Annotated in this window: 21 protein-coding genes; 6 read left to right on the forward strand and 15 right to left on the reverse strand. The window is 61.7% G+C overall.

Annotation, left to right across the window (positions count from 1 at the left end; all coding sequences use genetic code 11):
* Positions 1–100: 100 nt before the first annotated feature.
* Together ASD02_RS12120 and ASD02_RS12125 are read right to left on the reverse strand one after the other, a co-directional pair.
* On the reverse strand, positions 101–1,738 hold the full coding sequence (locus ASD02_RS12120; RefSeq protein ID WP_057213236.1) for an amidohydrolase: 1,638 nt from the start codon (positions 1,736–1,738) through the stop codon (positions 101–103).
* A gap of 474 nt (positions 1,739–2,212) precedes the next feature.
* Entirely contained in the window at positions 2,213–3,256 is a 1,044-nt protein-coding gene (locus tag ASD02_RS12125; RefSeq protein WP_025429949.1) for a class I SAM-dependent methyltransferase, read from the reverse strand.
* Between the two features lie 314 nt (positions 3,257–3,570).
* Between ASD02_RS12125 and ASD02_RS12130 the strand changes: the two genes are divergently transcribed.
* A complete protein-coding gene (locus tag ASD02_RS12130) occupies positions 3,571–5,568 on the forward strand; it encodes an EAL domain-containing protein (protein WP_057213238.1) in 1,998 nt (665 codons plus the stop codon).
* Positions 5,569–5,841: 273 nt separating this feature from the next.
* Here ASD02_RS12130 and ASD02_RS12135 read toward each other — a convergent pair whose 3' ends face one another.
* From ASD02_RS12135 to ASD02_RS12170, 8 genes are all read right to left on the reverse strand, one after another.
* Complete coding sequence (locus ASD02_RS12135) at positions 5,842–6,402, reverse strand: methylated-DNA--[protein]-cysteine S-methyltransferase (protein WP_057206098.1); 561 nt, start codon at positions 6,400–6,402, stop codon at positions 5,842–5,844.
* Positions 6,403–6,552: 150 nt separating this feature from the next.
* Positions 6,553–7,179: a dual specificity protein phosphatase gene (locus ASD02_RS12140; protein WP_057220865.1), complete on the reverse strand. Its 627-nt coding sequence runs from the start codon at positions 7,177–7,179 to the stop codon at positions 6,553–6,555.
* Between the two features lie 18 nt (positions 7,180–7,197).
* Positions 7,198–8,088 (reverse strand): inositol monophosphatase, encoded by an 891-nt coding sequence (locus tag ASD02_RS12145; RefSeq protein ID WP_082555536.1) that lies wholly within the window; start codon positions 8,086–8,088, stop codon positions 7,198–7,200.
* 66 nt (positions 8,089–8,154) lie between these two features.
* Positions 8,155–9,249 (reverse strand): ABC transporter substrate-binding protein, encoded by a 1,095-nt coding sequence (locus ASD02_RS12150; RefSeq protein WP_057213341.1) that lies wholly within the window; start codon positions 9,247–9,249, stop codon positions 8,155–8,157.
* Between the two features lie 87 nt (positions 9,250–9,336).
* Positions 9,337–10,407: an ABC transporter substrate-binding protein gene (locus ASD02_RS12155; RefSeq protein ID WP_057213344.1), complete on the reverse strand. Its 1,071-nt coding sequence runs from the start codon at positions 10,405–10,407 to the stop codon at positions 9,337–9,339.
* Between the two features lie 96 nt (positions 10,408–10,503).
* Complete coding sequence (locus ASD02_RS12160) at positions 10,504–11,595, reverse strand: ABC transporter substrate-binding protein (RefSeq protein WP_244494210.1); 1,092 nt, start codon at positions 11,593–11,595, stop codon at positions 10,504–10,506.
* A gap of 107 nt (positions 11,596–11,702) precedes the next feature.
* On the reverse strand, positions 11,703–12,836 hold the full coding sequence (locus ASD02_RS12165) for an ABC transporter ATP-binding protein (protein WP_057213244.1): 1,134 nt from the start codon (positions 12,834–12,836) through the stop codon (positions 11,703–11,705).
* A complete protein-coding gene (locus tag ASD02_RS12170; protein ID WP_057213246.1) occupies positions 12,836–14,689 on the reverse strand; it encodes an iron ABC transporter permease in 1,854 nt (617 codons plus the stop codon). Before ASD02_RS12170 ends, ASD02_RS12165 begins: the two co-directional genes overlap by 1 nt.
* Positions 14,690–15,311: 622 nt before the next feature.
* Here ASD02_RS12170 and ASD02_RS12175 point away from each other — a divergent pair.
* On the forward strand, positions 15,312–16,298 hold the full coding sequence (locus ASD02_RS12175) for a LacI family DNA-binding transcriptional regulator (RefSeq protein WP_057206086.1): 987 nt from the start codon (positions 15,312–15,314) through the stop codon (positions 16,296–16,298).
* Between the two features lie 27 nt (positions 16,299–16,325).
* Here ASD02_RS12175 and ASD02_RS12180 read toward each other — a convergent pair whose 3' ends face one another.
* The 5 genes from ASD02_RS12180 to ASD02_RS12200 all read right to left on the reverse strand — a co-directional run bounded on the left by ASD02_RS12180 (position 16,326) and on the right by ASD02_RS12200 (position 21,571).
* Positions 16,326–17,969: a Na/Pi cotransporter family protein gene (locus tag ASD02_RS12180; protein WP_057206084.1), complete on the reverse strand. Its 1,644-nt coding sequence runs from the start codon at positions 17,967–17,969 to the stop codon at positions 16,326–16,328.
* A gap of 53 nt (positions 17,970–18,022) precedes the next feature.
* Positions 18,023–18,319, reverse strand: coding sequence for a MurR/RpiR family transcriptional regulator (locus ASD02_RS12185; protein WP_057213248.1), 297 nt, complete (start codon positions 18,317–18,319; stop codon positions 18,023–18,025).
* 2 nt (positions 18,320–18,321) lie between these two features.
* Complete coding sequence (locus ASD02_RS12190; protein WP_057213250.1) at positions 18,322–20,037, reverse strand: metallophosphoesterase; 1,716 nt, start codon at positions 20,035–20,037, stop codon at positions 18,322–18,324.
* Positions 20,037–20,648 carry a dual specificity protein phosphatase gene (locus ASD02_RS12195; protein ID WP_057206080.1) on the reverse strand — a complete coding sequence of 204 codons (612 nt, stop codon included), beginning with the start codon at positions 20,646–20,648 and terminating at the stop codon, positions 20,037–20,039. Before ASD02_RS12195 ends, ASD02_RS12190 begins: the two co-directional genes overlap by 1 nt.
* 80 nt (positions 20,649–20,728) lie before the next feature.
* The gene (locus ASD02_RS12200) at positions 20,729–21,571 is read right to left on the reverse strand and encodes an inositol monophosphatase (protein ID WP_144239211.1); all 843 of its coding nucleotides are present in this window, start codon (positions 21,569–21,571) and stop codon (positions 20,729–20,731) included.
* Positions 21,572–21,920: 349 nt separating this feature from the next.
* Between ASD02_RS12200 and ytfQ the strand changes: the two genes are divergently transcribed.
* The 4 genes from ytfQ (at position 21,921) to yjfF (ending at position 26,632) form a co-directional block, all read left to right on the forward strand.
* Positions 21,921–22,883: a galactofuranose ABC transporter, galactofuranose-binding protein YtfQ gene (gene ytfQ / locus ASD02_RS12210; protein ID WP_025429934.1), complete on the forward strand. Its 963-nt coding sequence runs from the start codon at positions 21,921–21,923 to the stop codon at positions 22,881–22,883.
* A gap of 241 nt (positions 22,884–23,124) precedes the next feature.
* Complete coding sequence (ytfR, locus tag ASD02_RS12215) at positions 23,125–24,645, forward strand: galactofuranose ABC transporter, ATP-binding protein YtfR (RefSeq protein ID WP_025429933.1); 1,521 nt, start codon at positions 23,125–23,127, stop codon at positions 24,643–24,645.
* The gene (locus ASD02_RS12220; protein WP_025429932.1) at positions 24,642–25,667 is read left to right on the forward strand and encodes an ABC transporter permease; all 1,026 of its coding nucleotides are present in this window, start codon (positions 24,642–24,644) and stop codon (positions 25,665–25,667) included. Before ytfR ends, ASD02_RS12220 begins: the two co-directional genes overlap by 4 nt.
* Positions 25,664–26,632, forward strand: a complete 969-nt coding sequence (gene yjfF, locus ASD02_RS12225; protein ID WP_057220866.1) for a galactofuranose ABC transporter, permease protein YjfF — start codon at positions 25,664–25,666, stop codon at positions 26,630–26,632. Before ASD02_RS12220 ends, yjfF begins: the two co-directional genes overlap by 4 nt.

Here is a 26,632-nt window from a genome sequence, read left to right on the forward strand (position 1 = left end):
TGTTGTTCTGCGTATGGATGAACAAAACCGCGATCTCATCCGACCTCCCGGATCGGTTGAGATGCATTGAGTCGCTCTTGCGGCTCCCTCTCGCCCTTCGTCAGGCGTTCTGTCGCTCGAAGACCACCTCGCCGCCCCGGATTGCCAGGGTGCAGCGCGTGTCGTTGAGGATGTCTTCGGGGCTCGCCGTCAGCATGTTCCTGGAGAACACCGCGATATCGGCAAGCTGTCCCGGGACCAGTCGTCCCTTGACGGTTTCGAGCTTCTGCGAGAACGCGCCGTATTCGGTGTAGACCTGCAGCGCCTCTTCGATGGAGACCCGCTCGTCAGCGTCCATCACCGTGCCCTTGGCGGTCTTGCGCGTCAGCATGCTGTAGATATTGGGGAACGGGTTGGGATGACAGACCGGCGCATCGCTGCCGGTCGCAGGCTTCAGCCCCAGGTCCTTCCAGGTCTTCAATGGATAGCTCGACAGCGCCCGCTCCTCGCCGAGCACCGAGACGTAAGCGTCGCCGAAATCGTAGATGAACACCTGTTGCGGACACGGATATATCCCGGCCTTCACCATGCGCTGGTGCTGCGCGTCGCTGGAGAAGCCACAATGCTCGATCCGGTGACGGCGATCCGCATCCGGGATCGCCTCAAGTGCCTTCTCGTAGGCGGTGATCAGCTGACCGATCGCAGCATCGCCGATCGCATGGCAGGCCAGTTGATATCCCTTGGTATGCGCGTCGAGTACGAGCGCCTCAAGTTCCACATCCGAAAGGATCTGGACGCCGGTATTGTTGTCATCGCCGAGATAGGGGCTGCTCATCCAGGCGGTGCGGCCACCGGCCGAGCCATCGAGGAAGATCTTGACGGCGCCGACTTTCAGCATGTCGTCGCCGACACCCGAAACGAGACCGGCCTCGTAACTCTGCGGCACGATCGAAACGTTGGGATCGCCGAGAAGAACGAGCCAGGTGCGCACTGGCAGCCTGTTGTTCAGCTTCGCCAGATTATAGGCCCTGATCTCGTCGAAGCCTGCGACCTGACCGACGGCCGCGTCCATGATGCTGGTAATGCCGTAGGATAGAAGCAGATTTCCGGCGCTTTCGATCGCATCGATCATGTCGTCGGTCGAGGCTTTCGGGATCGCCGCACGAACCAGCCCTTGCGCATTTTCCGCGACCAGGCCCGTCAGGACGCCTGCGACCTGTTCGATCAGGCCGCCTTCCGGCACGGTAGTCTTCTCGTCGACGCCGGCAAGGCGGAATGCTTCCGAATTGAAGATCGACACATGCCCGCAGGCGCGCACCACCATGACGGGATGGTGCGGCGCAACCGCATCGAGTTCCGCGCGAAGCGGATGGCGACCGGTGTCGAGCTTGGTCTGGTCATAACCCCGCGCCCGGATCCAGGTACCGGCCGGCGTGCTTTCGGCCTGATGTTTGATCGCGCCGAGCAGGCTTTCGAGAGTGGGGGCAGCCTGCGGCGTCGCGTCGACCCAATTCAACGTCAGGCCGACGGAGATCAGGTGCAGATGCGCATCGTTGAGACCGGGGGTCGCGAATTGCCCTTGAAGGTCGAGTAGCTGCGTGCCAGCGCCGCGATAGGTTTCCATTTCCTGCCTGGTGCCCGTCGCCAGGACCTTGCCCTGCCAGATTGCCAGGGCATCGACGACGCCCTCGGCCATACCGCACCAGATCACACCATTGTGCACGATCATGTCGGCGTGAAAACTCTGTCCCGCTGGCATCTAAGGCTCCTCCCCTCCGCCGTCACTGCAACTTAGAGTCAGGTTTGATGACAAACCGGCTCTCGGCACGACCCATGTCTCCCGCCCGCATCGGTTGCGTGCCGAAGCTGGATCGTTATCCATTCCGGTGCGGCGTTCCGATGGGCCACAAGTCGTGCAGTCGGGGATGCTAGAGAAAAGGAAAGCGGCCCGCCAATGCATAGAATTTCAGGCGCTATGAAATAATTGCATAACAGCCCTGGGTAGATCCGTTGAACGTCCTCAAGCCTGAAGGACCTGCGCCCCTCGGCCGCACCGGCGAAACACTTCGCTGTGGGGACCTTGAGAACGGTTCGTTGCGCGCGAACGTCGATGCTGAGACGGGAAAGTGTCCAGCGTGTCGTTTTGCATGCCAAGGCGGCATCACGCCTTTGCCGAACGACAGCGGCGCGCGTCAAAGATGACGCGCGCCGCTGTAATGTGCTTCAGTCGTGGTTACGAGCGCTTTTGCAGCGTCGCATAGACAACGTTGCGGTTCTCCCCGAACGTCACGTGCGACTCGAAGTTGGTGCCGTCGACGCTTTCGTTGACGATGCGCCACATGTCCGATTGCGAGCGCAACAGCAGCGCCCAGTTCATGAACGTCTCCATATAGCCGTCGACGCCGATGTCGGTCGCGAAATTGGCGAAGAGGAAGACGCCGTTGGGTTTCAGCATCTGCAGGCATCGGCGGGTGAGCTTCACTGCCACGTTGTGAGGCAGGTAGTCGTAAAGCCCCGCCGCATAGACGAAGTCGAACTTGCCGAGTTTGTGGGCCCGGGTGAGAATGCCACGGACGGAACCGTCGATCGCTTCAACGCTGGTTCCTCGAAAATCCCTGGTGATCGATCCGACACTGAGCGGGTCCTGGTCGAGCGCGACCCAGCGCTTTATCCGCCCTTCCTGCAGCGCAACCGACCGGTTTGCCTCGCGCAGATGCCCGGCGGCAATCGTCAGGATCTCTGCCTCCCCGTCGCGTGTCGCCGCGATCTCATCGACATGTTGGGTCAGCAGGTCCCGCCGTTCGCGCACAGCAACCGACGACGAAGCGTCCTTGGTATAGTCGTAAAGCGCCTTGCCCACCGGCGACGCCTTGGCGATCTCGCCGGCAACGCTTGGATGGCCGTAGATGAAGTCGAGCAGTTGGGCGTCGCCGGAATAACCCCGCGGCTTTTCGCTGGACCAGCGGGTAAAAGGGTCCTGCAGGAAAAACTCCGACACCGGATGCTTTTGTGCGATCGGAATCAGTTCCTGCCATACGCTCGGATGAAACTTCGCGCGCGTCTCGTGAAGTGCGGCCGCCAAGCGATGTATTATCTTCCTGGGGTCCAGTTCCTGGGCAAATTGCTGCTGTGCAATTTGGAGAATCAGGGCGAGTTCGGCTTTTCCTGTTGCAAACTGCTCATCATAAAACTCACTTCTTGACGAAGTGAACTCGGTTGCGATTGATTGGGGAGTAATAAGACTTTCGCCATCGAATACGATTTGAAGCTGGCTCACGCAAAACCCATCCGTTAATGCTTTGTTAACAATGTGGGCAAGAATGCGCGAACTGCGTCTCGAATTGCAAGTTTTTGTAGAGTATATGGTAAATACTGGCGGACAGTACCCATTTGGATACACCCCTGCACCGGCCGTCAGTCTCGGCTAATTTATCAAAATTTAATGGGCGTCTTCTACTATGTCGTTGAGGCCGCTTGTGCTTGTTGTGGTATCCAGTGAATGGCAAGCGTGGAGCGTCTGAAGCAACGTCCAGAGATGGAAAGACGAGACCAGATTTCCGTTGAGCGCGACGCAATTCCCCGGACCGGTGCATGAAGCAAACCTTGGCCGACGTCGTTGAGATAGATCTGCACAAGCAGCCACTCAGGCCGCTGCCGGCGGAGCTGCGCTTGCTCTATCGCCAGGAAGGTGAAACGACCCGCAGGGAAGCGACGAGAAAAGGGCTCTGGATCGCCGTCGCGGTCTATCTGCTGTTTTCGATTACCGACCTGCTGCTGATCTCGGATGTCGCCCGCTACACGATTGCCTCGCGCTTTGTCGTCGGCGCAGTTGCGCTTGCCGTTCTGGAAATCCAGGTCCACTTCAACGTCAAGACGGACTGGCTGGACAGGACCTGTTCGGGCGCGCTTGTTTTCGGTTATCTCGGCTGGCTCATTCCGGCAATGATGACCGCATACACGCAGGACATGTCCTACTACATGATCTTCGGTGCGATCTTCATGATGGGCGCCAACCTGTTCTTCATCTTCCAGTTCCGCCTTTCGGTGATCTCATCGAGCATCATCCTTGGCGCATTTTTCCTCGATCTCCTCTATTTCTCGCCGCAGAACCCGTCCTACCAGCTGGCGTTCGGCACGTTCTACGTCTCCTGTTTCGTGTTCACCTCCTACGTAAACTGGAAGCTCAACCGCGAACGCTACAAGGTCTTCCTCAATGCGTTCGAGGCGAGGGTCCAGCAGCGGGAGGCGACCGAGCGCGGCAAGGCGCTGCTCAGGCTCTCCAACACCGATTCCCTAACCGGTCTCGACAATCGTCGGGCGGTAGACCAGAAGCTGCGGGAATACTGGAGCGACTGGCAGAAGTTCGGCGACCGTTTCGCCGCGATCCTGATCGACGTCGACTTCTTCAAGAAATACAACGACTGCTATGGCCACCAGGAAGGTGACCGCTGCCTCATTCTCGTGGCCAACACGTTGAGGGAATCGATCGAGCAGTTCGACGCGTCCATCGGCCGATACGGCGGCGAGGAGTTCATCATTCTTGCGCGCATGGACACGCGCGAAGAGGCCGCCGATCTGGCCGACGCCATCTGCCGCACAGTGCAAGACCTTGCGCTGGTGCACGGGCAACGACGGGATGGCACGTCCATCGTCACGGTCAGCGTCGGTGCCGCGTTCACCAGGCATCAGACGGGCTCGAAGCTCGAACGGATCATCCACGAGGCGGACCGGGCGCTTTACGCAGCAAAGGCAAGCGGACGCAACTGCGCCAAGCTGTTTGATCCGAACGACCCGCAAACCAGCGACGAGAGCGAGAACATCGCGGCGCTGTTGAAGATAGCGACCGACCAGGATCTCGTCTCCCTCGTCTATCAGCCGATCAAGAATGTTGCGACAGGCCGCGTCGAGGCCGTCGAAGCGCTGATGCGGCTGAGAATGCTCGATGGGACCGCAGTTCCGCCCAGCCTTTTCATTCCCGTTGCCGAGCGTACCGGCGCCATCATCGACCTCGGACGCTGGGCGATCCGCACGGTCTGCCGCGAGCTTCTCGCCAACGATCATGTGCCTGTCGTCAGCGTCAATGTCTCGCCGATCCAGCTGAAGACGCCGGGCTTCGCCACATCGGTTGCCGCCATCCTTGGTGAAACGGGAGTGGCCGGCGGCCGGCTCGCTTTCGAAATTACCGAGGGCCTCGAGATGGAGATGCACTCGGACGTGCTGCGCTGCATCAGCGACCTCGAAACGCTGGGCATCCGGATCTGGCTCGATGATTTCGGCACCGGCTTTGCCGGCCTTTCCTGGCTCCGGCTGATCGATTTCGATACGGTCAAGATCGACCGCTCGTTCCTTCATGACTGCGGCACGCCAAGGGGCAAGGCGATGCTGAAGGATATCATCGGCCTGGTCCGGAACCGTGGCCACAAGATCCTGGTGGAAGGTGTCGAAACCGAGGAGCAAATGGCGCTGGTGCGAGAGTTCCGCATCGACCATGTTCAGGGTTTCCATGTCGGCCGCCCGGCTTCCGCCGCGAGCTATCGCACGGCGGCGGATACCGGATCGCGCCCGGCGAGCCTCGTCAGACCGGGATAAAGCATGTCGCCCGAAAGTGCGCAGCGGTTTCGGGACAACGACACGCAAAAGAACAAGAACGTAAAGTGCAGAAAGCGAACCCTAAGGATCGCGACGCGCTTTGCTGCATGTTTTTATCCTTAAATCGCATTCGATTTAAGGATAAAAACATGCAGCCATTCAAAGTGCTACAGCGACCTTACCGCGTCTAAAAGACGCGCGGCGCTATAGCGATCGCTTCGCTCGGCTGACCAAAAACCGTTTGCCTCCTCGTCGAAGCCGCAGGCACCACGCTCAAAACAGCGATTGCTGAGCAGGCTCCGGCGGACCGAGGCGCACGCCTTCGAGCTCCAGCATGCGGATCTTCGATGTCGAGCCGCCCGGAGCCGAGAAACCGCCAACCTTGCCGCCGGCGGCCAGCACCCGGTGGCAGGGAATGATCAGTGCCACCGGGTTCTTTGCCATCGCCTGGCCGACATCGCGCGCGGCTTCAGGGCCGACGCCGAGTTCCTTTGCCAGGGCACCATAGGTGGTGGTCTGTCCCCAGCCGAGCCTGCGCGCGGCAGCATAAATCTGCTTGAAGAATGGGTCCTGCCCTTCGAGGTCGAGCTGGATATCGGAGAAATCGACCTGTTCACCGTTGAAATAGCGTCGAACCGCGGCAACCGCTTCGGCAACTTCCGGCGTCGGCGTGCCCGGTTCGCCGGCAGCAAGCCGGCGCAGAAGCAAGCGCTCGGTATCCTCAGCCTTCTTGGTCGGCAGTTGGAAACGGGTGATGCCGACGCCGTTCCAGGCGATGCCGCAGAAGCCGGCAGCGGTTTCGAAGATAAGATAGTTGTGAACTGTCTGCGCCATCTCACCGTCCTCGCATTTTCATACTCGATGAAAATCGTGCGGAAGGCGGTCGAATTCAACCCGTTTCCTGCGCGCAGCCGTGGTCGCCAACAGATTGCGCGCCATGCCGGCGCCGGATAATCCTCCCGCAGATGGCCAAGGGCAGCAGCGCTATTTGGCTTCTATCATCTTCGCCCAGCTTGCAGCGCGCTCGGCGGACTCGATCAGCACCGCTTTCGGCGCTTTATACCATTCGTTCTCCGGCAGACCGCGCCGGTTGCGCACGAAGGCGATCGCCGCATCCAGCGTCGGAAACTCGGTCGGCAAGGTCAGGTGCAAAAACAGCGACACGACAATGACCGAACGCGAGCGTCCGCCGCGGCAGTTGATGAGAATGTTGCCCATCTCCCGGCGCGGATAGGACGGCTTTTCCGGCAGCACCTGCTCCAGTGCCGCACGCAGGATATAGTGAGCGGCCAGCATCAGCGTGTCGGGATTACCGCCACCATCGATCAATCCGATTTTGTAATAACGGATCTCGCCTGGGCCATAGACGCTGCCCTCGTGATCGGACACCAGCTGCGCCTGCCGGACGAAGTTGAAATCGAGATTGACGGCACAGTTGACGACGGTGGTGATGCCGTTCTGTCGGAGCAGATTGAGATCGCTCGTGCCCTCCTTGCCGGCGATGTAGATATCGACGCCATAAAGCGGGTGCTGTTGGTAGACGAGGCTGAGCTTGGCAAGTTCGGCAGACGGTTGCGCCTTCGTCTCGGGTTCCTGGCTGATGTTCAACATGCTGTCTCCGCTGTCTTTTCAGATTGCCGCTGAGGCAATGCGTTTGTCCGATATCGCCCGCGCGACGCGCTGCAACGTCGGATAGTTTCCGCCGGCGCCGGTGGCGATGTAGCCGGGGCACATGAAATCGGGCGCATCTGCGGGCACCTTGCCCAGGGTCAGCGGCTCGTATCGACCGCCTGCATTCTTGAGGATCAGCGTCGCAGCCGCCACATCCCAGGAATTGACGCCGAAGCCGGTCGCCGCATCCGCCCAGCCAGCCGCCACATGGGCGATGCTGAGAGCGGCACTGCCTGGCCTTCTAAGTGTGGAGAAAGTCTCGACCAGTTCGCCGAGATTGGCGAGCGCCGCCTCCCTGCCGTCGAGGCGAAAGTCCCGCGACACCGGATAGCCAGTAATCAGCGTTGCCCGGTTCTCGTTCTCGACCGCCTTCGAGGCAATAACCTCGCCATCGAGATAGGCGTGTTCGAGATCGGCGGAAAACATCAGGTCGGCGACCGGATCATAGACCACGCCGGCAACGACCTCTCCGCGTTCGACCGCGGCGATCGAAACGCACCAGAACGCCAGCCCGCTGGCAAAATTCGAGGTGCCGTCGATCGGGTCGACATACCACTGGATGTCGCCGTCGCCGACCTGCCCGCCCTCTTCGCCAAGCAGCGACGAATTCGGCTCCTCCGCAAAAATGAAATCGCGAATGGTGGCTTCCGCACGCTTGTCGTGGATCGTCACGACATCGTGCAGGTCTCGCTTGTAGTCGACGACCATGTCGGACCGGAACGCTTTCAACAGTGGATCGCGCACGGCATTGGCCGCGCCGCGGGCAATCTCGACGAGACGCTTCGACCGCTCCAGCCGTTGTTCGGTAACAGCCGCCGGCGAGGTCGCCGCGGGAAAGCGCTTTTCCATGTCGTACTGATCCATTCCTTATCGAGAAAGCGCCGGCGCGCCGCTACATGGCGCGCCGGCTTCGGTTTACTTGCTGTAGTTGACGCGCCAGAAATCCTGCCACTCCTCGCGTCGGTCAAAGTCCTCAAGACCGGTCGAGGAATTGTAGCCGAACAGGCGGTCGGCGACCGTCATCAGGCCGGACGGCTCGTCGGCCGGCATCTTGATGTCGATGTTGGTCGGCAGCTTGCCGTCCTTCATCTGCGGCGCGATGCCTTCTTCCGTCAGGATGTAGTGGATGAACAGCTTTGCCGCGTTCGGGCTCTGCGTCTTCGTCGCAATCAGGCCAAGCTTGACGTAGCTCCAGCCGACCCAGGGATTGAGATCCTTGCAGATGCCGAGCTTGTACCCCTTGCCCTCGTTGTCGCGGAATTTTGCCGACGAGAGCAGGCCGAAGAAGGGCTCCTTCTGGCCGGCAGCACCAACGGCTTCGGCCACTGGATCATCGCCATCGGTGACGAGCGGCGCGTTCTGCGCCAGTGCCTTGATCCAGGCGGCCGACGCGCTCTTCTCCTCGGTCGCAAGGTCCTTGCCGAAATGGCTCTTGTAGGCACCGGCAACCTTGTCGTCGGCGTGTTTCTCCATCTGGTTGAACCAGTCGGTATAGGTGCCCTTGGTCAGCGGATCGACGAGAGCAACCTTGCCTTTCCACTTCGGTTCCGTCAGCTCCCAGATATTGGCGACCGGGCATTTGTCGTAGGCTTCGGTGTTATAGGCCCAGACGTTGGCGTTGGTCGAAATCGCCAGCGGATTCTGGAACTCCGCCGGGATTTTCGCGATCATGTCGGCCGGCAGGTAGCTTTCGACGAACTCCTGCGGCAACAACTGCGCGAGTGCTGCCGGCGCGTCAGTGATCAAGGCGACATCGCCCTGAACGTTGCCCGCCTGGCTCTCGCGGATGATCATTTCCAACTGGCTGTTCGCCGACACTTTGACGCCCGTCGCCTTGATACCGTATTTGGCCGTAAAGCCTTCGGCCATCTCGACGATCTTGCCGGTGCTGTCATAGACGTTGATCGGCTTTTCCGTCTTGGCCGCGGCAATCAGCGCGTCGAGATCGAGGCCGTCGGCGGCATGGGCTTGCGCCGAAAGCAGGCCGGCCGCAACTGCGACCGCTGCCATCGTCATGTCACGCACTCTCTTTTTTTCCGTTTTCATCGCTTCCCCTCCCAAGGAAACAGCACTCGGTGATCGGCACCGCCCGTCGCGTCATTTTCGGTGGTTTATTCTCCAAAGGTCCTGCCAGGCCTCGCGCTTGTCGAGGTCGTCGCCGGCGGTCGCGGCATCGAAGGCCATCAATTGATCGAGATACTTCGCGACGCCCGAGGGTTCATCGGCCGGCAGGCCGATCGTCGAATTGCCGGAGATCTTTCCGTCTTCGATCTGGGGTGCAATGCCCTCTGCCGTCATCAGGTAACGGACAAACAGCTTGGCGGCATTCGGGCTCTTGGTCTGGCCCGCGATCAGGCCGAAGCCCGGATAGAGAAATCCGGAAAACGGCTCGACGCCGGCGCAGATACCGAGTTTAAGGCCCTTCGTGAGGTTGTCGCGATACTTGGCCGTCGAGGTGATGACGAAGAACGGCTCGGCTTGTCCCGGGGCGCCGGCGGCGTTGGCGACCGTTATCGAATCCGCCAGAAGCGGCCCGTTTTCTGCAAAGGCCTTGACCCAGGCAGCTGTGGCACTTTGGCCGTTCGTCTCCAGCTTCTTGCCGTAAAGGCTTTCATAGGCCCGCGCGACATCGGCGTCGCGATGCGTCTCGATCTGATTGAACCAGTCGGCATATAGCGGCTTGTCGAAGAGATCGAGCATCGCCAGCTTGCCGCGCCACTGCGGCTCGGTCAGCTGCCAGATGTTGGTCACGGGGCACTTGTCGTATTTCTCGGTGTTGTAGGTAAAGACGTGAGGGTCCGAGACAACAACAAGAGGATTGCGCTGCGCTTGCGGAATATCCTTGGCGAGATCCGGAGGCGTCCAGCTGGTGGCGATACCTTCCGGCAACAGCTGTCCGATTGCCGATGCCACGTCAGTCGCGACGCTCACGTCGCCGAGGATATTGCCGGCCTGGTGCTCGCGGATCATCAGCTCCACCTGCGTGGCTTCGTTGACCTTCTTGCCCGTCGCCTGCACGCCGTATTTTTCCGAGAACTCCTTGGCCGTATCGACGATCTTACCGGTGACGGCATAGACGGTGATCGGCGGCTCCTTCTTTGCCGCCTCGATCAGGGCGCCGAGGTTGAAGGCTTCTTCAGCCTTCGCCGGCCCACAGGTCAGTGTCATGGCAGCAAGGCTACCTGCGACCGCCCAGGCTAATGGGCGGTCGCGCAACGCGCTGCGTTTCATTTCCATCATGTCGTCACTCTCCCGGCTGAGCCATCACTTCTGGTAGTTCACCCGCCAGAAATCCTGCCAGGTTTCGCGCGCATCCCAGTCGTCGAGGCTCGTGTCCATCTGGTAGGGCAGAACCTGGTCGAGAACCTTGCCGATGCCCGAGGGTTCGTCAGCCGGAAGTGCCACATCGGTATTGGTCGACATCTTGCCATCGACCGCCTGCGGCGCGATGCCTTCCTCCGTCATGACGTAGTGGATGAAGAGCTTGGCGGCGTTCGGGCTGTTGGTGCCCTTGGTGATCAGGCCGACGCCCGGATACATCCACCCGAGCCATGGCTTCAGATCCGTGCAGAGCCCGAGCTTCATGCCCTTCTCCGCATTGTCGCGGAACTTTGCCGAACTCATCAGGCCCATGAACGGCTGCGACTGGCCCGGCGCTCCGACGGCATCGGCTGCCGCGGCGTCGGCATCGGTCAGCAGCGGCGCGTTGGCGGCAAGCGCCTTCACCCAGGCCGCCGTCGCGCTGCCATCGTCGAGTTCCAGGTCCTTGCCGTAGAGCTCCTTGTAGGCGGCGGCGACCTTGTCGTCGCCGTGCTTTGCCATCTGGTTGAACCAGTCGACATAGGACGCCTTGCCGAGCGGGTCCTGCATGGCGACCTTGCCCTTCCACTCCGGGCCGGTCAGCTGCCAGATGTTGGTCACCGGGCACTTGTCGTAAAGCTCGGTGTTGTAGGCCCAGACGTTCGCGCTGGTCACGACCGTCAGCGGGCTCTGGTACTGCTGCGGGATCTTCGACGCCATGTCCGGCGGCAGCCAGCTCTCGGCAAAGCCCTGCGGGATCAGCTGCGCCATCGCTGCCGGTGCATCGCTGATGATCGAGACGTCGCCCTGGATATTGTTGGCGCGCGCCTCGCGGATGATCATTTCCAACTGCGCCGTCGCCTTGACCTTGGAGCCTTCGGCGGCGACGCCGTACTTGGTCGAAAAGGCCTTGGCCATCTCGACGATCTTGCCGGTGCTGTCATAGACTGTAATCGGCGCTTCCTTCTTGGCCGCCTCGATGAGGGCGTTGAGGTCGAAGGCGTCCTCAGCCATCGCCTGACCGGTCAAAAGCCAGGCAAATCCCGTGGTCCACAACAGGCAGCGCCTTTTATAGTCTGCCCTTCCATTTTTCCGAAAATGCATCGACTGCTCCTCCTCAGTAAGCGGTGTTCGTCTTTCGGTTGATGCGATCAGTGATCTCGTCAGTTGAGCTTCGCGTTGCGCAGCAGCTTGTCGGCTTCGGCAATGCGCTGGCCGTCCTTGTCGAAAACGTGCAGCGCCTCCGGCGGCGCAAAGAAGCGGACCTTTTCGCCCAGCTCCAGTCGCGGCAGCGCGTGCGTCGTCAGGAACAGCGTGTGGCTGTCGCTCTTCAGCTCCAGGATCCAGCTGCCGCCGGTCGGCAGGATGCCGGTGACCACCATCTTGCCGCTGAAGCTGCCCTGCGGAATGTCCTCCTTCTTCGTGGCATAGCTCAGCGCTTCCGGGCGGATGCCGACGGAGCCGATGCCGCGCAGGCTCGGATAACGGCTCGCCAGGTAAGCTTCCGCCTCCTTGGCGACGTCGGACGTACCTTTCTTGTCGAAGGACAGGATGTTGATCGGCGGGCTGCCGACGAATTCGGCGACAAAGCGGTTGGCCGGGCGGTCATAGATGTCGTTCGGCGTGCCCATCTGCTGCAGCGTGCCTTCGTTCATGACGGCGATCGTCGTTGCCAGCGTCATCGCTTCCCACTGGTCGTGGGTGACGAAGACGATCGTCGTCTTGAATTCCTTGTGCAGGCGCTTGAGTTCGGCGCGCATTTCAAGCCGCAGCCGCGCATCAAGGTTCGACAGCGGCTCGTCGAGAAGCAGCACGCCGGGATTGACCGCGAGCATGCGGGCAAGTGCCACGCGCTGCTGCTGGCCACCCGAAAGCTGCGACGGATAGCGGTCGCGGTACTTGGCGATGTCGAGCGCCTGCATGACCTTTTCGACACGGGCCTCGCGTTCCGCCTTCGGCAGCTTGCGCAGCCGCAGACCAAAGTCGGTGTTGCGCTCTATGGTCAGATGCGGCCAGAGCGCGTAGCTCTGAAACACCAGGCCCATTTCGCGCTTTTCCGGTGGCACGAAGACGCCGTCAAAGATCGAATCGACCACCCGGTCACCGATGCGGATCTCGCCGCCCGACAGGTTTTCCAGCCCCGCGATCATCCGCAATGTCGTCGTCTTGCCGCAACCCGATGGGCCGAGCAGGCACATGAACTCGCCGTCGCGGATTTCCAGATCGAGGTTGGAGACGGCATTGGCGGAATTGACGCCATAATTCTTCTGGGCGCCGCGCAGATTGATAGTGGGCATCAGCTTCCGAGTCCTTCTGCAAGATTGGTCTTGGTCAGCTTCTGGGCTGCCAGAGTTCCGAGATAGGCGATGGCGGCGATGATCAGCACGACCGCGTTTGCCGCCTGGGTGTAGTGGTAGTCGACGAGCCGCAGCGAATAGGTCGTGAGAACGTCGGTGCTGGGCACGGCGAGGATGACGAACAGGCTGAGGCCCTTGATGCCGGAGATGAACGGCAGCAGCACACCGGTGACGAGCGAGCCCTTCTGGATCGGGATGACGATCGACATCATGCGGCGGAACCAGCCGGCACCGGCGATCTGGGCCGCCTCTTCCGGATCCTTGCCGAGCTGGGTCATGGCCGAGATCCCTGCCCGCGAGGCGTATGGCATCTGGTCTGCCATCAGCGCCAGCACCAGGATGGTGACGGTGCCGTAAAGTGCCGGCATCGGGCCTCTCGGAACCGCAAAGAGCGAGAGATAGGCGGCAGCAAAGGCAATGCCCGGCACCAGATAGGGCAGGAACGTTACCTGCCGCAGATAGACCGACAGAGCTCTGACCGGCGTGCGGATGACGACGTAACCGACGAGCAGGCCGAGAATGCCCGAGGCGATCGAGGCGAGGCCGACGATCATCAGCGTGTTCTTGGCCGCCGCCCAGAGATCGGGGCTCAAGAGCACGCCGGTCTGCAGTGCTACAGTATGCAGATCCTGGCCGATCCAGTAGTCGAGCGTGAAGTTGTCGAGGGTGAACTGTGCCGGCAGCTTCATGACCGTCGACAGGAACAGGGTCAGCAGCGGCAGGCCGACGCTCAGCATGAAGATCGTCGCGGCGAAACCCGTTGCCGGAAGCCTGAGCTTGCCGAGCCGGCTTTGCCGGTTCATCGAGCCCTTGGAACCGATGGTGACGAAGCGCCGCGCTTCACGCACCAGCCGCGCATCGATCATCAGAGTGATGATGCCGATCAGCATGATGGAGGCGGCAACGACACCGGCAACACCGGTCTGTCGGGAAGCAATGCTGCGGAAGAGCGAGGTGGAAAGCACCTCGAATTTGACCGGCAGGCCGAGAACGTAGGGCACGCCGAACTCGCCGAGACATTTTGCAAAGATCAGGATCATCGACGACATAAGCGCCGGCCGCATCAGCGGCAGGATGATCTGCATTGCCACCTGGTAGCGCTTGGCGCCGAGGATGCGGGCGGAATCTTCCAGCTGGGAATCGAAGCGCCTAAGCGCCGAGCCGAACAGCAGAATGACGAAAGGCGTATAGTGCAGGGCGAGAATGATGGTGATCGGAAACCGGCCATAGGCAACCCAGTCCGGTGGCGTCCAGCCGAGAGCCTCGAACCAGCCGGGCTGGCCACCGACCGTGCGGTTCTTGAACAGCGTGGTCCAGGCGAGCGCGAAGGTCCAGGCAGGCAGCATGTAGGGCACGATCAGGGCGGTCGCGAACCAGCGCCGCCCGAACATATCGGTGCGGCTGATCAACCAGGCGAGAATGGTTCCGATCAGCAGGGACAAAAGGATCGCGCCGACTGCAACCGACAGCGTGTTGAACAGTGGCCGCCAGAAGAGATCGACGGAGACAGGCGAGGTAAATGTCCTGTCGAGATAGTACAGCGTCAGGTCGCCAAAATCCTTGCCGAGCCGGCGCTCATGTCCGAATTGCACGCGCACGGAATCGAGCACGATGGAGATGATCGGCACGACGATCAGGTAGGTGAAGAGCAGCGCCGTCAGCACCCCGATCAATGTCGTCGGCTCCCGGGAGGCGACCTTCAACCGATATCGCCAGACTTGCCAGGACGAGGGCACAGCGGCTTCATCGCCCGCTGCCCGCGACGCCTTCGCTGAATCACTTAGAAAAGCCATGCTCTTTCCCCTTGAGACCTCGCCTCGCAACACGATCCGGCTATGCGCCGGCGCCTTGCGGACGAGCAAACATGCGAACGGGGAGATCAGGGAAAGCCGCGCAGGCAGCCGCCCCTGCTCCATGTCGAGCAAGGCAACCCGCCGCGAGAACGCGATGTCTCGTCATCGATCCAATCCTCCCTGTTCGCGACCGACCCCGATCAACGATCCTGTCCGGATCGGGTCCGACGGCATCCGGCCACTCCTCAGAAGCCGGCGCCATCGTCACGAACATAGACGGAACAAAAATTCCATTTCGTCACCGCCTATGGAATGCATGATCCATTGAGAGGTCGCGCTTGTCAACAAAAAAATGCACACGTGCGCAACGATTTATCGCTTTGATTTTATTGCATATTTTTCTCAGATGGATCCGCTTTTTTCGAACACGTGGTCATTGCCTCGCGACTGGCCAGCGAAGACGCTCCGGCCGCATAGGGAATGGCGAACTAAAACAGCCGGATTTCCGGCGGGCGCGCAGCACTCAGGCGACATCACCTGCAGAGCCAAAGGATACTTTTTCGTTGGAATGAACCGGCATTTGTGGCCCAGATAGCCGCGAGCTGATTCTTTGGGGGAAACCATGGCACGAGGGTTCGTCACGGCCGAGGAGGTCGCAAAACGCGCGGGTGTTTCACGCTCGGCCGTCTCGCGCACGTTCACGCCGGGTGCCAGCGTCTCGCAGCCTGTCCGGCGCAAGGTACTGAAGGCGGCGCGCGAACTCGGCTATCGAGTAAATCGGCTGGCCCAGGGGCTGAACAACGACCGCTCGAACCTGATCGGCGTCGTGGGCACCAACCTCAGTGCGCCCTTCATTTCCAAGCAGCTCGATCTCTTGAGCATCGGCCTGCTCCGGCGCGGGCTCCAGTGCCTGCTGTTGAACGCCGCCGATGCGCGCAAGGATATCGCGCCGCTGATCGAGCTGCTGTTTGAATTCCGCGCCCAGGCGATCGTCGTGCTTTCGGGCGAGCCGCCGTCCTCGATCGTCGATGAGTGTATCGCCAATGGCGTCCGGCTGATTCTGGTCAATCAACGGCTCGATCGCACCGATACCAACATGGTGCTGAGTGACGATTCGCACGGGGCGGACCTAGCCGCACTCCGGTTGATCGCGGCCAAATGCAAGAAGGTTGCGGTCGTCTCCAGTGCCAGCCAGACGCCGGCACAGGTTCGGCGAGCGACTGCGTTTACGCAGCGGATGCAGACCGCCGGGATCGAGGTGGTCGCCTGGTCGGACGGGCCGACGAGCTACGAAAGCGGCTATCAGGCCGGTTGTGACCTCTTGCGCGACAAGCGGATTGACGGAGCATTTTGCGTCACTGATCTGCTGGCGCTGGGTTTCCTCGATGCCGCTCGCATCGAAATGCATCGCCGTGTGCCGCAGGATGTGTCTGTCGTTGGCTTCGACGATATTCCCCAGGCGAGCTGGAAGAGCTATGAGCTGACCACCATCGAGCAGTCTCTATCGACATTGACCGCGAACGTCCTGACGGCGCTCGAAACCGATGAGCCCGCGACCCGGCTGCAGGTGGTGCCCGTGTCGATGATCGAGCGCAAGACGGTGCGTTAGTCCCTCCTCCAGGCGCGCCTCTCGAAATCAGCCGGCCTGTCGGATGCGGCTTTCGATCAACAGGCCGCTGTCGTCGAGGATCGGGTGCGCGACCGATGCGATATGGGCGTTGATGCGTTTGAGGTCGCGCAGCATATCGAGGTGCAGCGAACTGGTTTCGATGCTTTCCGCCCGCCCCTCGCGCAGGCGCTGCAGGTGCCGCTCGGCCGATTGGCGCTCAAGGCGACGGACGTCTTCCTTGACCTCCACCAGCCGCCGCGCCAAAGCCGCATCGCGGGTGGCAAACACCGTCTGCGCCATGCGCAGGTTGTCGAGCGTGATCGCAAACAGCCGTGTCAGCTCCTCGTGGCCATCCCTCGAAAAGGTCAGGCCCAACGCAATCTTCTTTGCGAGTTCGGCCAGCAGGCCCTTCTCGATGATATCGCCGATATGTTCGAGATTGATAGCGTAGTCGACGACATCCATTGCTCGCCGGCGGTTGTCTTCGCCGATATCCGCCTGACCAAGGCGCGAGACATAGACCTTGATCTGATGCTGCAGCCGATCGACCCGGCCTTCGAGCGTGCTGATGCCCGCGAGCTTCGCAGGATCCGCATGCTGCAGCGCATCGCTTGCCTGCGCCAGCATGCTTTCGATCAGATCTCCGACGCTTAGGACTTCGCGGCTGGCGCCGGCAAGGGCTGCCACCGGCATCGAAAGCTTGTCCTCGTCGAGATAGCTCGGCGCGTCCGGCGTCTGCTTCGGCTCCGGCAACAGCCGCGCGGTCATCCGGGCGAGCGGTCGCGACAGCGGCCATGCAAGCACCGCCAGCGCCAGATTGAAGACGAGATGCGCATCCACAGGCAGCTTGTCATGCGACAGCGGCAGGATATCGAGCAACTGTGCCGAATAGCCGGCAAGCGGCAGCGCCACCAAGCAGCCGATGGCGCGCACGATGAGATTACCGATCGTCACGCGTCTCGCGCTGATCGGCGCATGCAGCGTCGCCAGGACCGGCGGGACGGCGCCGCCGAGATTGGCACCGAGGACCAGGACGATGATCAGCCCGGTCGAAATGCCGCCCGTTGCCGCGAGCGACAGGATGAGGACGACGATGGCGAGGCTCGAGGATGCCAGGATCGCCAGCATGGCCGAGAAAATGAGTGCGACCGGCCAGGCATTGTCGAGCATCGCCAAAAAGGCCGAGAGCGCCGCAGATGCGCGCACCGGTTCCGTCGCAAGACCGATCAGATGCAGCGACAACAGCATGAGCCCGACGCCGACAAGGGCGGCGCCACCGCCTTTTCGCCCATTCGACGTTCCCCGTGAAAGGATGACGCCGACGAGGATCAGCAGCGGTGAGAGCCAGCCGATGCCAATCGACACGATCCACGCCGTCATCGCCGTTCCGACATTGGCGCCCAGAAGCACGATCTGCGCCATGCGCGGCGCAACGAGATTGCGTTCGGCGAAGGATGCGATCATCAGTGCCGTCGCAGTCGAGCTTTGCAGTGCGATCGTCGCAACCAGTCCGGCGAGGAAGGATCGCAAACCGTCGCGCGTGCCGGCGGCCAAGCCGGCCTTCAGCCGGGCGCCGAAGGCGCGCTGCACGCCATCCTTGACCTGCGAAAGCCCGAACAGCAGCAGCGCCACGGCGCCAACGAGATTGATGCTGACGATGGCCGATTCCATGGGTGCACTCCGGTCGGACGGTCCTTCGGTTCGTTACTGCTCGAAGCCCAGTTTCATTGTCTGCCGCGGCGCAGTTCCTCGCGGAACAACTGTTGGAATGCGGCGTATTTCTCAAAGCCCAGATCGCTGATCAGCCGCATGACCGTGGTGGTCGAAACGCCGGCCCGCTCAGCCACTTCCCGTGCGCTCGCAAAGGCGATGTCATAGGGATGGGATAGCGCGAACTTCGCGACTTCGAGCCGCCCGCCCTTGAGCCCGCGGGCACCGAGGCGAAACGCCTCCTTCAACTCCGGGACGCTTGCCGGCGGTTTCACCCCTCGACCGGGTAATACAAAAGACTGCTGGTCCATGGTCAAACAACCTCCTTCGCTTCTCGCTGCAAGGTGATCTCGATCTGCCGCGCACCCACTTCCGCTCGGTCGAGAAAGGCGGCAAACGCGCCCAGGAAGATCGACAGGAAACCGGCGACAGAGCGGTCCCACCCCTCATCCGGCTCTCGGCCGAAGCGCTCGGAAAGGGCGCGGTAAAGACGCAGCCGCTCTGGCGATATCGCAGGCAGCGCCAAGTGACCCGCCTGGCGCAGGCAGTACCAGTCGGCGATGACATCGATCATGCGGCAGGCAGCAACTTGTTCGGCCGAAAATCCGGACTTTTTTGCAAGCGCGTGCAATGCTTGCACCACCACGTCGGCATCAAGAAGTTCCGCGCAGATACCTGAGAGCGTGGCGCCCGAGACGCGGCTCACCACATCCTGCGGCCACTCCTTGGGAAAATAGCGGTGGTGAACCAAGGCCAACTTATGAGCCCGCAGGAAAGCGCCGTAATCCTCGGCATTGAAGGCGGCATCGTCCGTCTCCCCTAGCCGCTCCGTCTCGCGGCGATAGGCCTGCGCCAGACGCGGATCCACCGTCTTCGCCGACAGCTCGACGGTATCGACAACAATACCGCCGTTCACCGGCTGAATGATCTTGAAGGCTGGAGGATAGGCGACCAGCGAGGGCACTGCCACATTGGTCAACTGGCGCTCGTCGTGCGTGCGTCGCGTCACGCCCTCGACATGAAGGTGGCCGCTGAAATGCACGGCGAGCCCGGCGCCCAGCAAGGCATCGGTGACAGCTTGGCGGGGCGTGCGCCGGGCGATGTTGGTTTCCCCGAAGAGCACACGCTCGGCACCGGTCGCGCCGTCGAATGGATCGAGCGCCGGGTAATGCGAGAAGGCGAGCACGGTCTTGCCCAGCGCCTCTGCCCGCGCGCAGACGTCTGTGATCCACGAGACGATGAAGGGTTTCAGGCGCAGCATGGCGTTCCAGCCGGCGGCGGTGCTGTCGACAAAGGCTGCTTCCTCGCCGCCTACGAACGTGCCATCCCGTGGCTCGAACACATTGGCGTCGATCATCAACAGCCAGATTCCCGGTTCCGGCTCGACCAGATAGGAGGCATCCATCAACGAATATCGGTTGCTTCCATCCGGTGAAACCACCTCGTAACGCCGACTTTCGATATCGTCGGACAGGCCGAACGGCGTCTCCCAATGGAGATATTCCGGCTTGCGGAAATAGCCGCAGGCAGCCATCGGGCCGAGGCCGGTGGGATATCCCTCGCAATACATGCGCGGAGTGACGATCGCGCCCGCCGCGGTCGATGCAGGATCGCTGGTCACCCAGACGCTGGCGCCATCCTGGTCGAGGAACTCCTTGGTGTGGTGGCGCCCCGTCGGACCGAAAATGTCGTGATTGCCGGGAAGGGCATAGAAGGCGGTGCCGTATGCGTTGGCGTGCCGGTCGAGGATCCGGCGCAGGCTTGCGGTCGTCTGCCGCTGACCGTCATCGGTGTAATCACCGAGCAGGACGACGTGCCGGATGCCCCGATCCCGCACCTCGTCCAATGCCACTGAAAGTGCCTTGGCGCTCTCGTTAAAAACACGGGTCGACTGCCGCGTTTCGGCCCAGCTGCGAACCATCATCCGCTGCCCGTCGATGCTCATGCCGGGGAAATCGAAATCGCCTTCGAGATCGTGGAAATGCGCGTCGGCGATGACGGCGATGCTGGCTTGGCTGCGCTTCAACATCAGTCCCGCCCGGATGTCTTGCCGGCGATCATGTCGATCCATTCAGACGCCCGGCGTGCCGCCTCGTAAAGCATCGGCTTCGGTGTCTCGAACCACTCGTCGGGACGCAGTTCGCGGTATTCACGAATGTGGGCGACCGCGGCGTCAAGCGTCGGGAAAAGCTCCGGCTGCTGTTTGTGCAGGAACAGGGCCACGAGCGAGACGGATCGGCTGCGTCCGCCGCGGCAGTTGACCAGCACATTGCCGCCATCGGCGAAGGGATAGGTTTCGCGCTTCGGCATCGCCTGGCGCAGTGCTCCGTCCAGGATGTAGTAGGCGCCGAGCATCATCGTATCCGGACTGCCTTCGCCGTCGATCAGGCCGAGCTTGTAGTAGCGAATGTCGGCATAGCCGCTCGGCCGCAGATCGCCACCATCGTCAGCCTCCCTCTCGCGCACCCAGTTGATATCGAGATTGATCGCGCAGTTGACCACCACCGAAATGCCGTGGTGCTTCAGCAATTCGAGATCGCGTGCGCCGTCGCTGCCGCCGATATAGAGATCGGATTTGTGCGGACCGATCCCGCTTGCGATCAGACTGATCGCCGGGCGCGCATAAACAGGTGCATCCATGCCGTTTCCTTTCCAGATCGGGCGACGCCGAAAGGCATGCCACCCAGAATTCGCATTGTCGGCGCCCTTGGCAGAGCCGCTCAGGCGAGCTGCAGTTCGGCAACGACGTCGCCTGCCGAGGCGATCGGTATCCGCGATGCCCGGCTTATCCCACCGGCGATGCCTGGCGCGGATGCCAGAACCGGCCCGCCGCCGCGAAGGCTACCGATCTCCATGAAGGGACAGACATCACCGCCGGCCTCGGCGACAAGCAGCAATCCCGCCACGCAGTCCCAGGAGTTCATGTGCAGTTCGATATAGGCATCCGAACGACCGTCAGCGACATAGGCAAGCGCCAGCGCGCCCGAGCCTGCCCTGCGGACATTGGTGCCGAGCGCCAGCAGATCGCGGATCGTTTCGAGATAAATCTCGTTCGACACGCGGCCGGACCAGCCCATTTCCACCGACGCCGTCTCAAACGCCGTGGTGGCGGCGACGGCGATCGGCTGACCGTTGCGGGTCGCGCCTGAACCGCGCCGGGCGAAGTAGAGCTCATCCAGTGCGGGATTGTAGATGGCGCCGATCTCCGCCCGACCATCCTCGATATAGGCGATCGAGATGCAGAAATGCGGGATGCTGCGGGCAAAATTGGCGGTGCCGTCGACCGGATCGACCACCCAGAGACGATTACTGATCGATCCGCCGCCCTCCTCGCCGAAGAAGGCGTCGTCATGAAAGTGCTCGGCGATCGCCTTGCGGATATGCGCCTCGGAGGCGGCATCCGTCTCGGTCAGAAAGTCCTGCGGCCCCTTCATCGAGAAGGCGCGCGTCGCGCTGTCTTCAAAGCCACGGAGCACAAGCGCTCCGGCCGACAGGATAATGTCTCGGCAAAGGCTCGCCCGACCCTCAAGATCGTTCGAATAGAATGGTCTTTCCAGGTTCATTCGGGCACGACTCCTTTGCACACGCGAGCATCTTTGCACACGCGTTCAATGGTGACAAGCCTCATTCTGGACCAGCTCGTGCGACGAATGCCCTGCTCGCCGCCAACGAACGGTTTCGAACAATGCAGGCGGGATGCAGGCGATATCGGCGGCTGTCTTCGATCCTCTTGACCGTGCGGCGAATGCGAGCCGGAAGCGAGCCGCCGCGTCGCACGGCCCGGAACGATGCCGGCGAGGCGCATCCGATGCGCGCCCTCGGCGCTTGTCCTCAAAGGTGAGTTTACAAAAGTATTATTATATGATTTTTTGAAACTGCTGCGAGGAGAGCAGCTTTCTTTGGGAGGAAATCATGAAATTCGCCAAAGCACTCGCGAGTGCAACGATCCTTGCTGCCTGCACGTTTGGCAGCGCATCTGCCGCAGATCTCGTTGTCGGTTTTTCGCAGATCGGCTCGGAGTCCGGCTGGCGCGCTGCAGAGACGACGCTGACGAAGCAGCAGGCTGAAGAGCGCGGCATCGACCTGAAATTCGCCGATGCCCAGCAGAAACAGGAAAACCAGATCAAGGCGCTACGCTCGTTCATCGCCCAGGGTGTCAACGCCATCCTGCTTGCTCCCGTCGTCGCCACCGGTTGGGACGAGGTTCTCGAGGAAGCCAAGGACGCGGAAATCCCCGTCATCCTGCTCGACCGAACCGTCGATGCGTCCGACGAGCTGTACATGACCGCCGTCACGTCTGACCTCGTGCATGAAGGCAATGTCGCCGGCAAATGGCTTGCCGACACGGTTGCCGGCAAGCCGTGCAACATCGTCGAACTCCAGGGCACGACAGGGTCTTCACCGGCGATCGATCGCAAGAAGGGCTTCGAGCAGGCGCTTTCCGGCCACGACAACCTGAAGATCGTCCGCAGCCAGACCGGCGACTTCACCCGCACCAAGGGCAAGGAAGTCATGGAAAGCTTCCTCAAGGCCGAAGACGGCGGCAAGAATATCTGCGCGCTCTACGCCCACAACGACGACATGGCGGTCGGCGCCATCCAGGCGATCAAGGAAGCCGGCCTGAAGCCGGGCAGCGACATCCTCGTCGTTTCGATCGATGCCGTGCCGGATATCTTCCAGGCGATGGCCGCGGGCGAAGCCAACGCCACCGTCGAACTGACCCCGAACATGGCAGGCCCCGCTTTCGACGCGCTCGCCGCGTTCCAGAAGGACGGAACAAAGCCGCCGAAGTGGATCCAGACGGAATCGAAGCTCTACACCCAGGCCGACGATCCGATGAAGATCTACGAAGCGAAGAAGGGTCTCGGTTACTGATCCCAGGCGCGACCGGCGTCGACGCGAACCGTCGGCGCCTGTTGTCACAAGCCAGACGATCGATACTGCGGAGTTGGACGACGGAACGGGCTCGCCCGCCTCGTTGTCGCCGCGGGCTCGATGTCCGGTCGGCATGCTTCGCTCGAGCACGAGGATCGAGGTGAAGCATGCTGATTTTCGGAACACTGAAGTAATGCGGCGTGCTCGACTGAGTGCGCCGCGTTCCAGTCAGGGAGGGATCATGCAGACCATCGGCGACAACCTGCTTTCGGCGACCCGGATCGACAAGGTCTTTCCCGGTGCGAGAGCCCTGGACAAGGTTGACTTTCATTTGCGCAGAGGCGAGGTCCATGCGCTTCTCGGCGAGAACGGCGCCGGCAAGTCGACGCTGGTCAAATGCCTCACCGGCGCGTACCGGCGCGACGGGGGCATGATCCTGCTCGACGGCGTCGAGATCGATCCGCGCGATACGTTCAATGCGCAGAAGCTCGGCATCGGCACCGTCTATCAGGAGGTCAACCTGCTGCCAAACCTGACGGTAGCGGAAAACCTTTTCCTCGGCCGACAGCCGCGCCGGTTGGGTTTCGTCGATGTCCGCGCCATGAACCGTCAGGCGCGCGCACTGCTTGAAAACTACGAGCTCGACCTCGACGTCACCCGCGCGCTCGACAGCTATTCCGTCGCCATACAGCAGGTCGTCGCGATCGCCCGCGCCGTCGATCTCTCCGGCAAGGTGCTGATCCTCGACGAGCCGACGGCAAGTCTCGACGCCCACGAAGTCGAGATGCTGTTTCGCATCATCCGGCGACTGAAGGCGCGTGGCCTCGGCATTGTCTTCATCACCCATTTCCTCGAACAGGTGTACGAAATCTCCGACCGCATCACTGTGCTTCGCAACGGCCAGCTGGTTGGCACCCGAGACACGGCGTCACTCGAGCGGCGCGACCTGATTTCGATGATGATCGGCCGCGAGCTTGCAGCGGAAATCCGCTCTGCGCGCGAAGGAGCGGATCTCACCGGATCGGTGCGCTATCGCTTCCGCAATTTTGGCCGCAAGGGCCACGTCTCCCCCTTCGACCTCGATGTGAGGGCGGGCGAAGTTGTCGGCATTGCCGGGCTTCTCGGCTCCGGCCGCACGGAGACGGCCGAGATCCTCTTTGGTGCCCATCGCGCCGACAGCGGCACGGCTGAAGTCGACGGCAAGACCGTCCAGCTATCGTCGCCGCGCCAGGCGATCGCGCGACGGTTCGGCTTCTGCCCCGAGGACCGCAAGACCGCGGGCATCGTCGGAGATCTCTCGGTGCGCGAAAACATCGTGCTCGCCCTTCAGGCGCGACGCGGCTGGACCCGTCCGATCTCCCGTACCGAGCAGAACCGCCTGGCGGACCACTATATCCGGGCGCTCGACATCCGCACGGCCGATCGCGAAAAGCCGATCCGACTGCTTTCCGGCGGCAACCAGCAGAAAGCCATTCTTGCCCGTTGGCTAGCAACGGAACCCGAATTCCTGATCCTCGACGAGCCGACGCGCGGCATCGACGTTGGCGCGCATGCCGAGATCGTCCGGCTCATCGAGGGTCTGCGCGAGAAAGGCATGTCGCTGATGGTCATATCGTCGGAGATCGAGGAACTCGTTGCCTACAGCACGCGCATCGTGGTGCTGCGCGACCGCCAGCACGTCGCCTCGCTCGAAGGCGATCGGATCACGGCGGACCAGATCATCGAGGCCATCGCATCGGCGAATGAACGGGGAGCGGCATGACAGCAATACTTAGGGGCTATGCGATCAGGCTCCTACCGCAGCTGATAGCGCTGGCGGTCATTCTCCTGATGGTATCCTTCGTGTTCCCGGGCTTCTTCCGCCTCGAAATCCAGAACGGCCGCCTCTATGGCAGTCTCATCGACATCCTCAACCGCGGCGCCCCTGTGGTTCTGCTCGCGATCGGCATGACCGTCGTCATCGCCACCAAGGGCATCGATCTTTCTGTCGGCGCCGTGATGGCGATCTGCGGGGCAGTCGCCGCCTCGTCGATCACGTCGGGCCACTCGCTGGCGATGACGCTTCTGATCACCCTTGGCACCGGCATTCTCTGCGGCCTCTGGAACGGTATCCTCGTCGCCATTCTCGATATCCAGCCGATCATCGCAACGCTGGTTCTGATGGTCGCCGGGCGCGGCATCGCTCAGCTCGTCACCGAAGGCGCGATCCTCACCTTCAACGATGAGGGGCTGATTTTTCTTGGCAGCGGCTCGTTCGCTTGGCTCCCCCTGCCCGTGATCATCTGGCTGATCTTCGGCATCCTGGTAGCGCTGATCGTGCGAAAGACGGCGCTTGGCATGCTGATCGAGGCGATCGGCGTCAACCGCCAGGCAAGCACGCTTTCCGGTGTGCTGACGCCGGTTCTGCTGATCGCTGCCTATATGCTATCAGGCCTTTGTGCCGCGATTGCCGGCATTATCGCCGCCGCCGACATCAAGGGCGCCGACGCCAACAATGCCGGGCTCTGGCTCGAACTCGACGCCATCCTTGCCGTGGTCATCGGCGGCACCTCGCTTCTCGGCGGCCGCTTCAGCATCGCCGCCTCCGTGCTCGGCGCCATCATCATCCAGTCGATCAACACCGGCATCCTGCTTTCCGGCTTTCCGCCGGAATTCAACCTGATCATCAAGGCGGCGATCATCGTCTTCATTCTCGTGCTGCAGTCGCCACCGGTTCGAAACGCCTTCACCTTTGTCGCGCTCCTGCGCGCCAGCAGAAAACCGACGGAGCGGCAAGCGCGATGAAACCCAAATACCTGCCGCTGACCGCAACCATCGTCATCTTCGTCTTGAGCTATGCGCTTTGCGTGGCGCAGTATCCCAACATCCTGTCGACGCGGGTGATCGGCAATCTGCTGACCGACAACGCCTTCCTCGGCATCGCCGCCGTCGGCATGACCTTCGTGATCCTGTCCGGCGGCATCGACCTTTCGATCGGCTCGGTGATCGCCTTCACCGGTGTGTTCCTGGCCGTCGTGCTGGAGAACACCGGCGTCCATCCGCTCGCCGTCTTCGCCATGGTGCTCTTGATCACGACGTTCTTCGGAGCGGTAATGGGCGCCATCATCCACTATCTGGAGATGCCGGCCTTCATCGTCACGCTCGCCGGCATGTTTCTGGCGCGCGGCATGGCCTTCGTGCTGTCGATCGATTCCATCGCCATCAAGCATCCGTTCTACGGCACGTTGAAGGGTTTTTATTACAAGCTTCCCGGCGGCGGCAGGATCACGCTCATCGGTGGGCTGATGCTGCTCGTCTTTGCCATCGGCATCCTCATTGCCCACCGCACCCGGTTCGGCACCGACATCTATGCCCTCGGCGGCGGCACCGCCACCGCCAAGCTGATGGGCGTACCGGTCGGACGCACCACCATCATGATCTACGCATTGTCAGGTTTGCTCGCAGGCCTTTCCGGCATCGTGTTCTCGCTTTACACCTCGGCCGGCTACTCGCTTGCGGCCGTCGGCGTCGAACTCGATGCGATCACTGCGGTGGTGATCGGCGGCACGCTTTTGACCGGCGGCTCCGGCTTTGTTGCCGGGACCTTCATCGGTATCCTCATCCAGGGCTTGATCCAGACCTACATCACCTTCGACGGCTCGCTTTCCAGCTGGTGGACGAAGATCCTGATCGGCCTGTTGCTGTTCGTCTTCATCCTCATGCAGAAGGGCATCGTATACGTGTCCCGCAACGAACAGCGGCACGTCTAG

It is taken from the genome of Ensifer sp. Root1252 (genome assembly GCF_001425885.1).
Lineage (GTDB): Bacteria > Pseudomonadota > Alphaproteobacteria > Rhizobiales > Rhizobiaceae > Ensifer > Ensifer canadensis.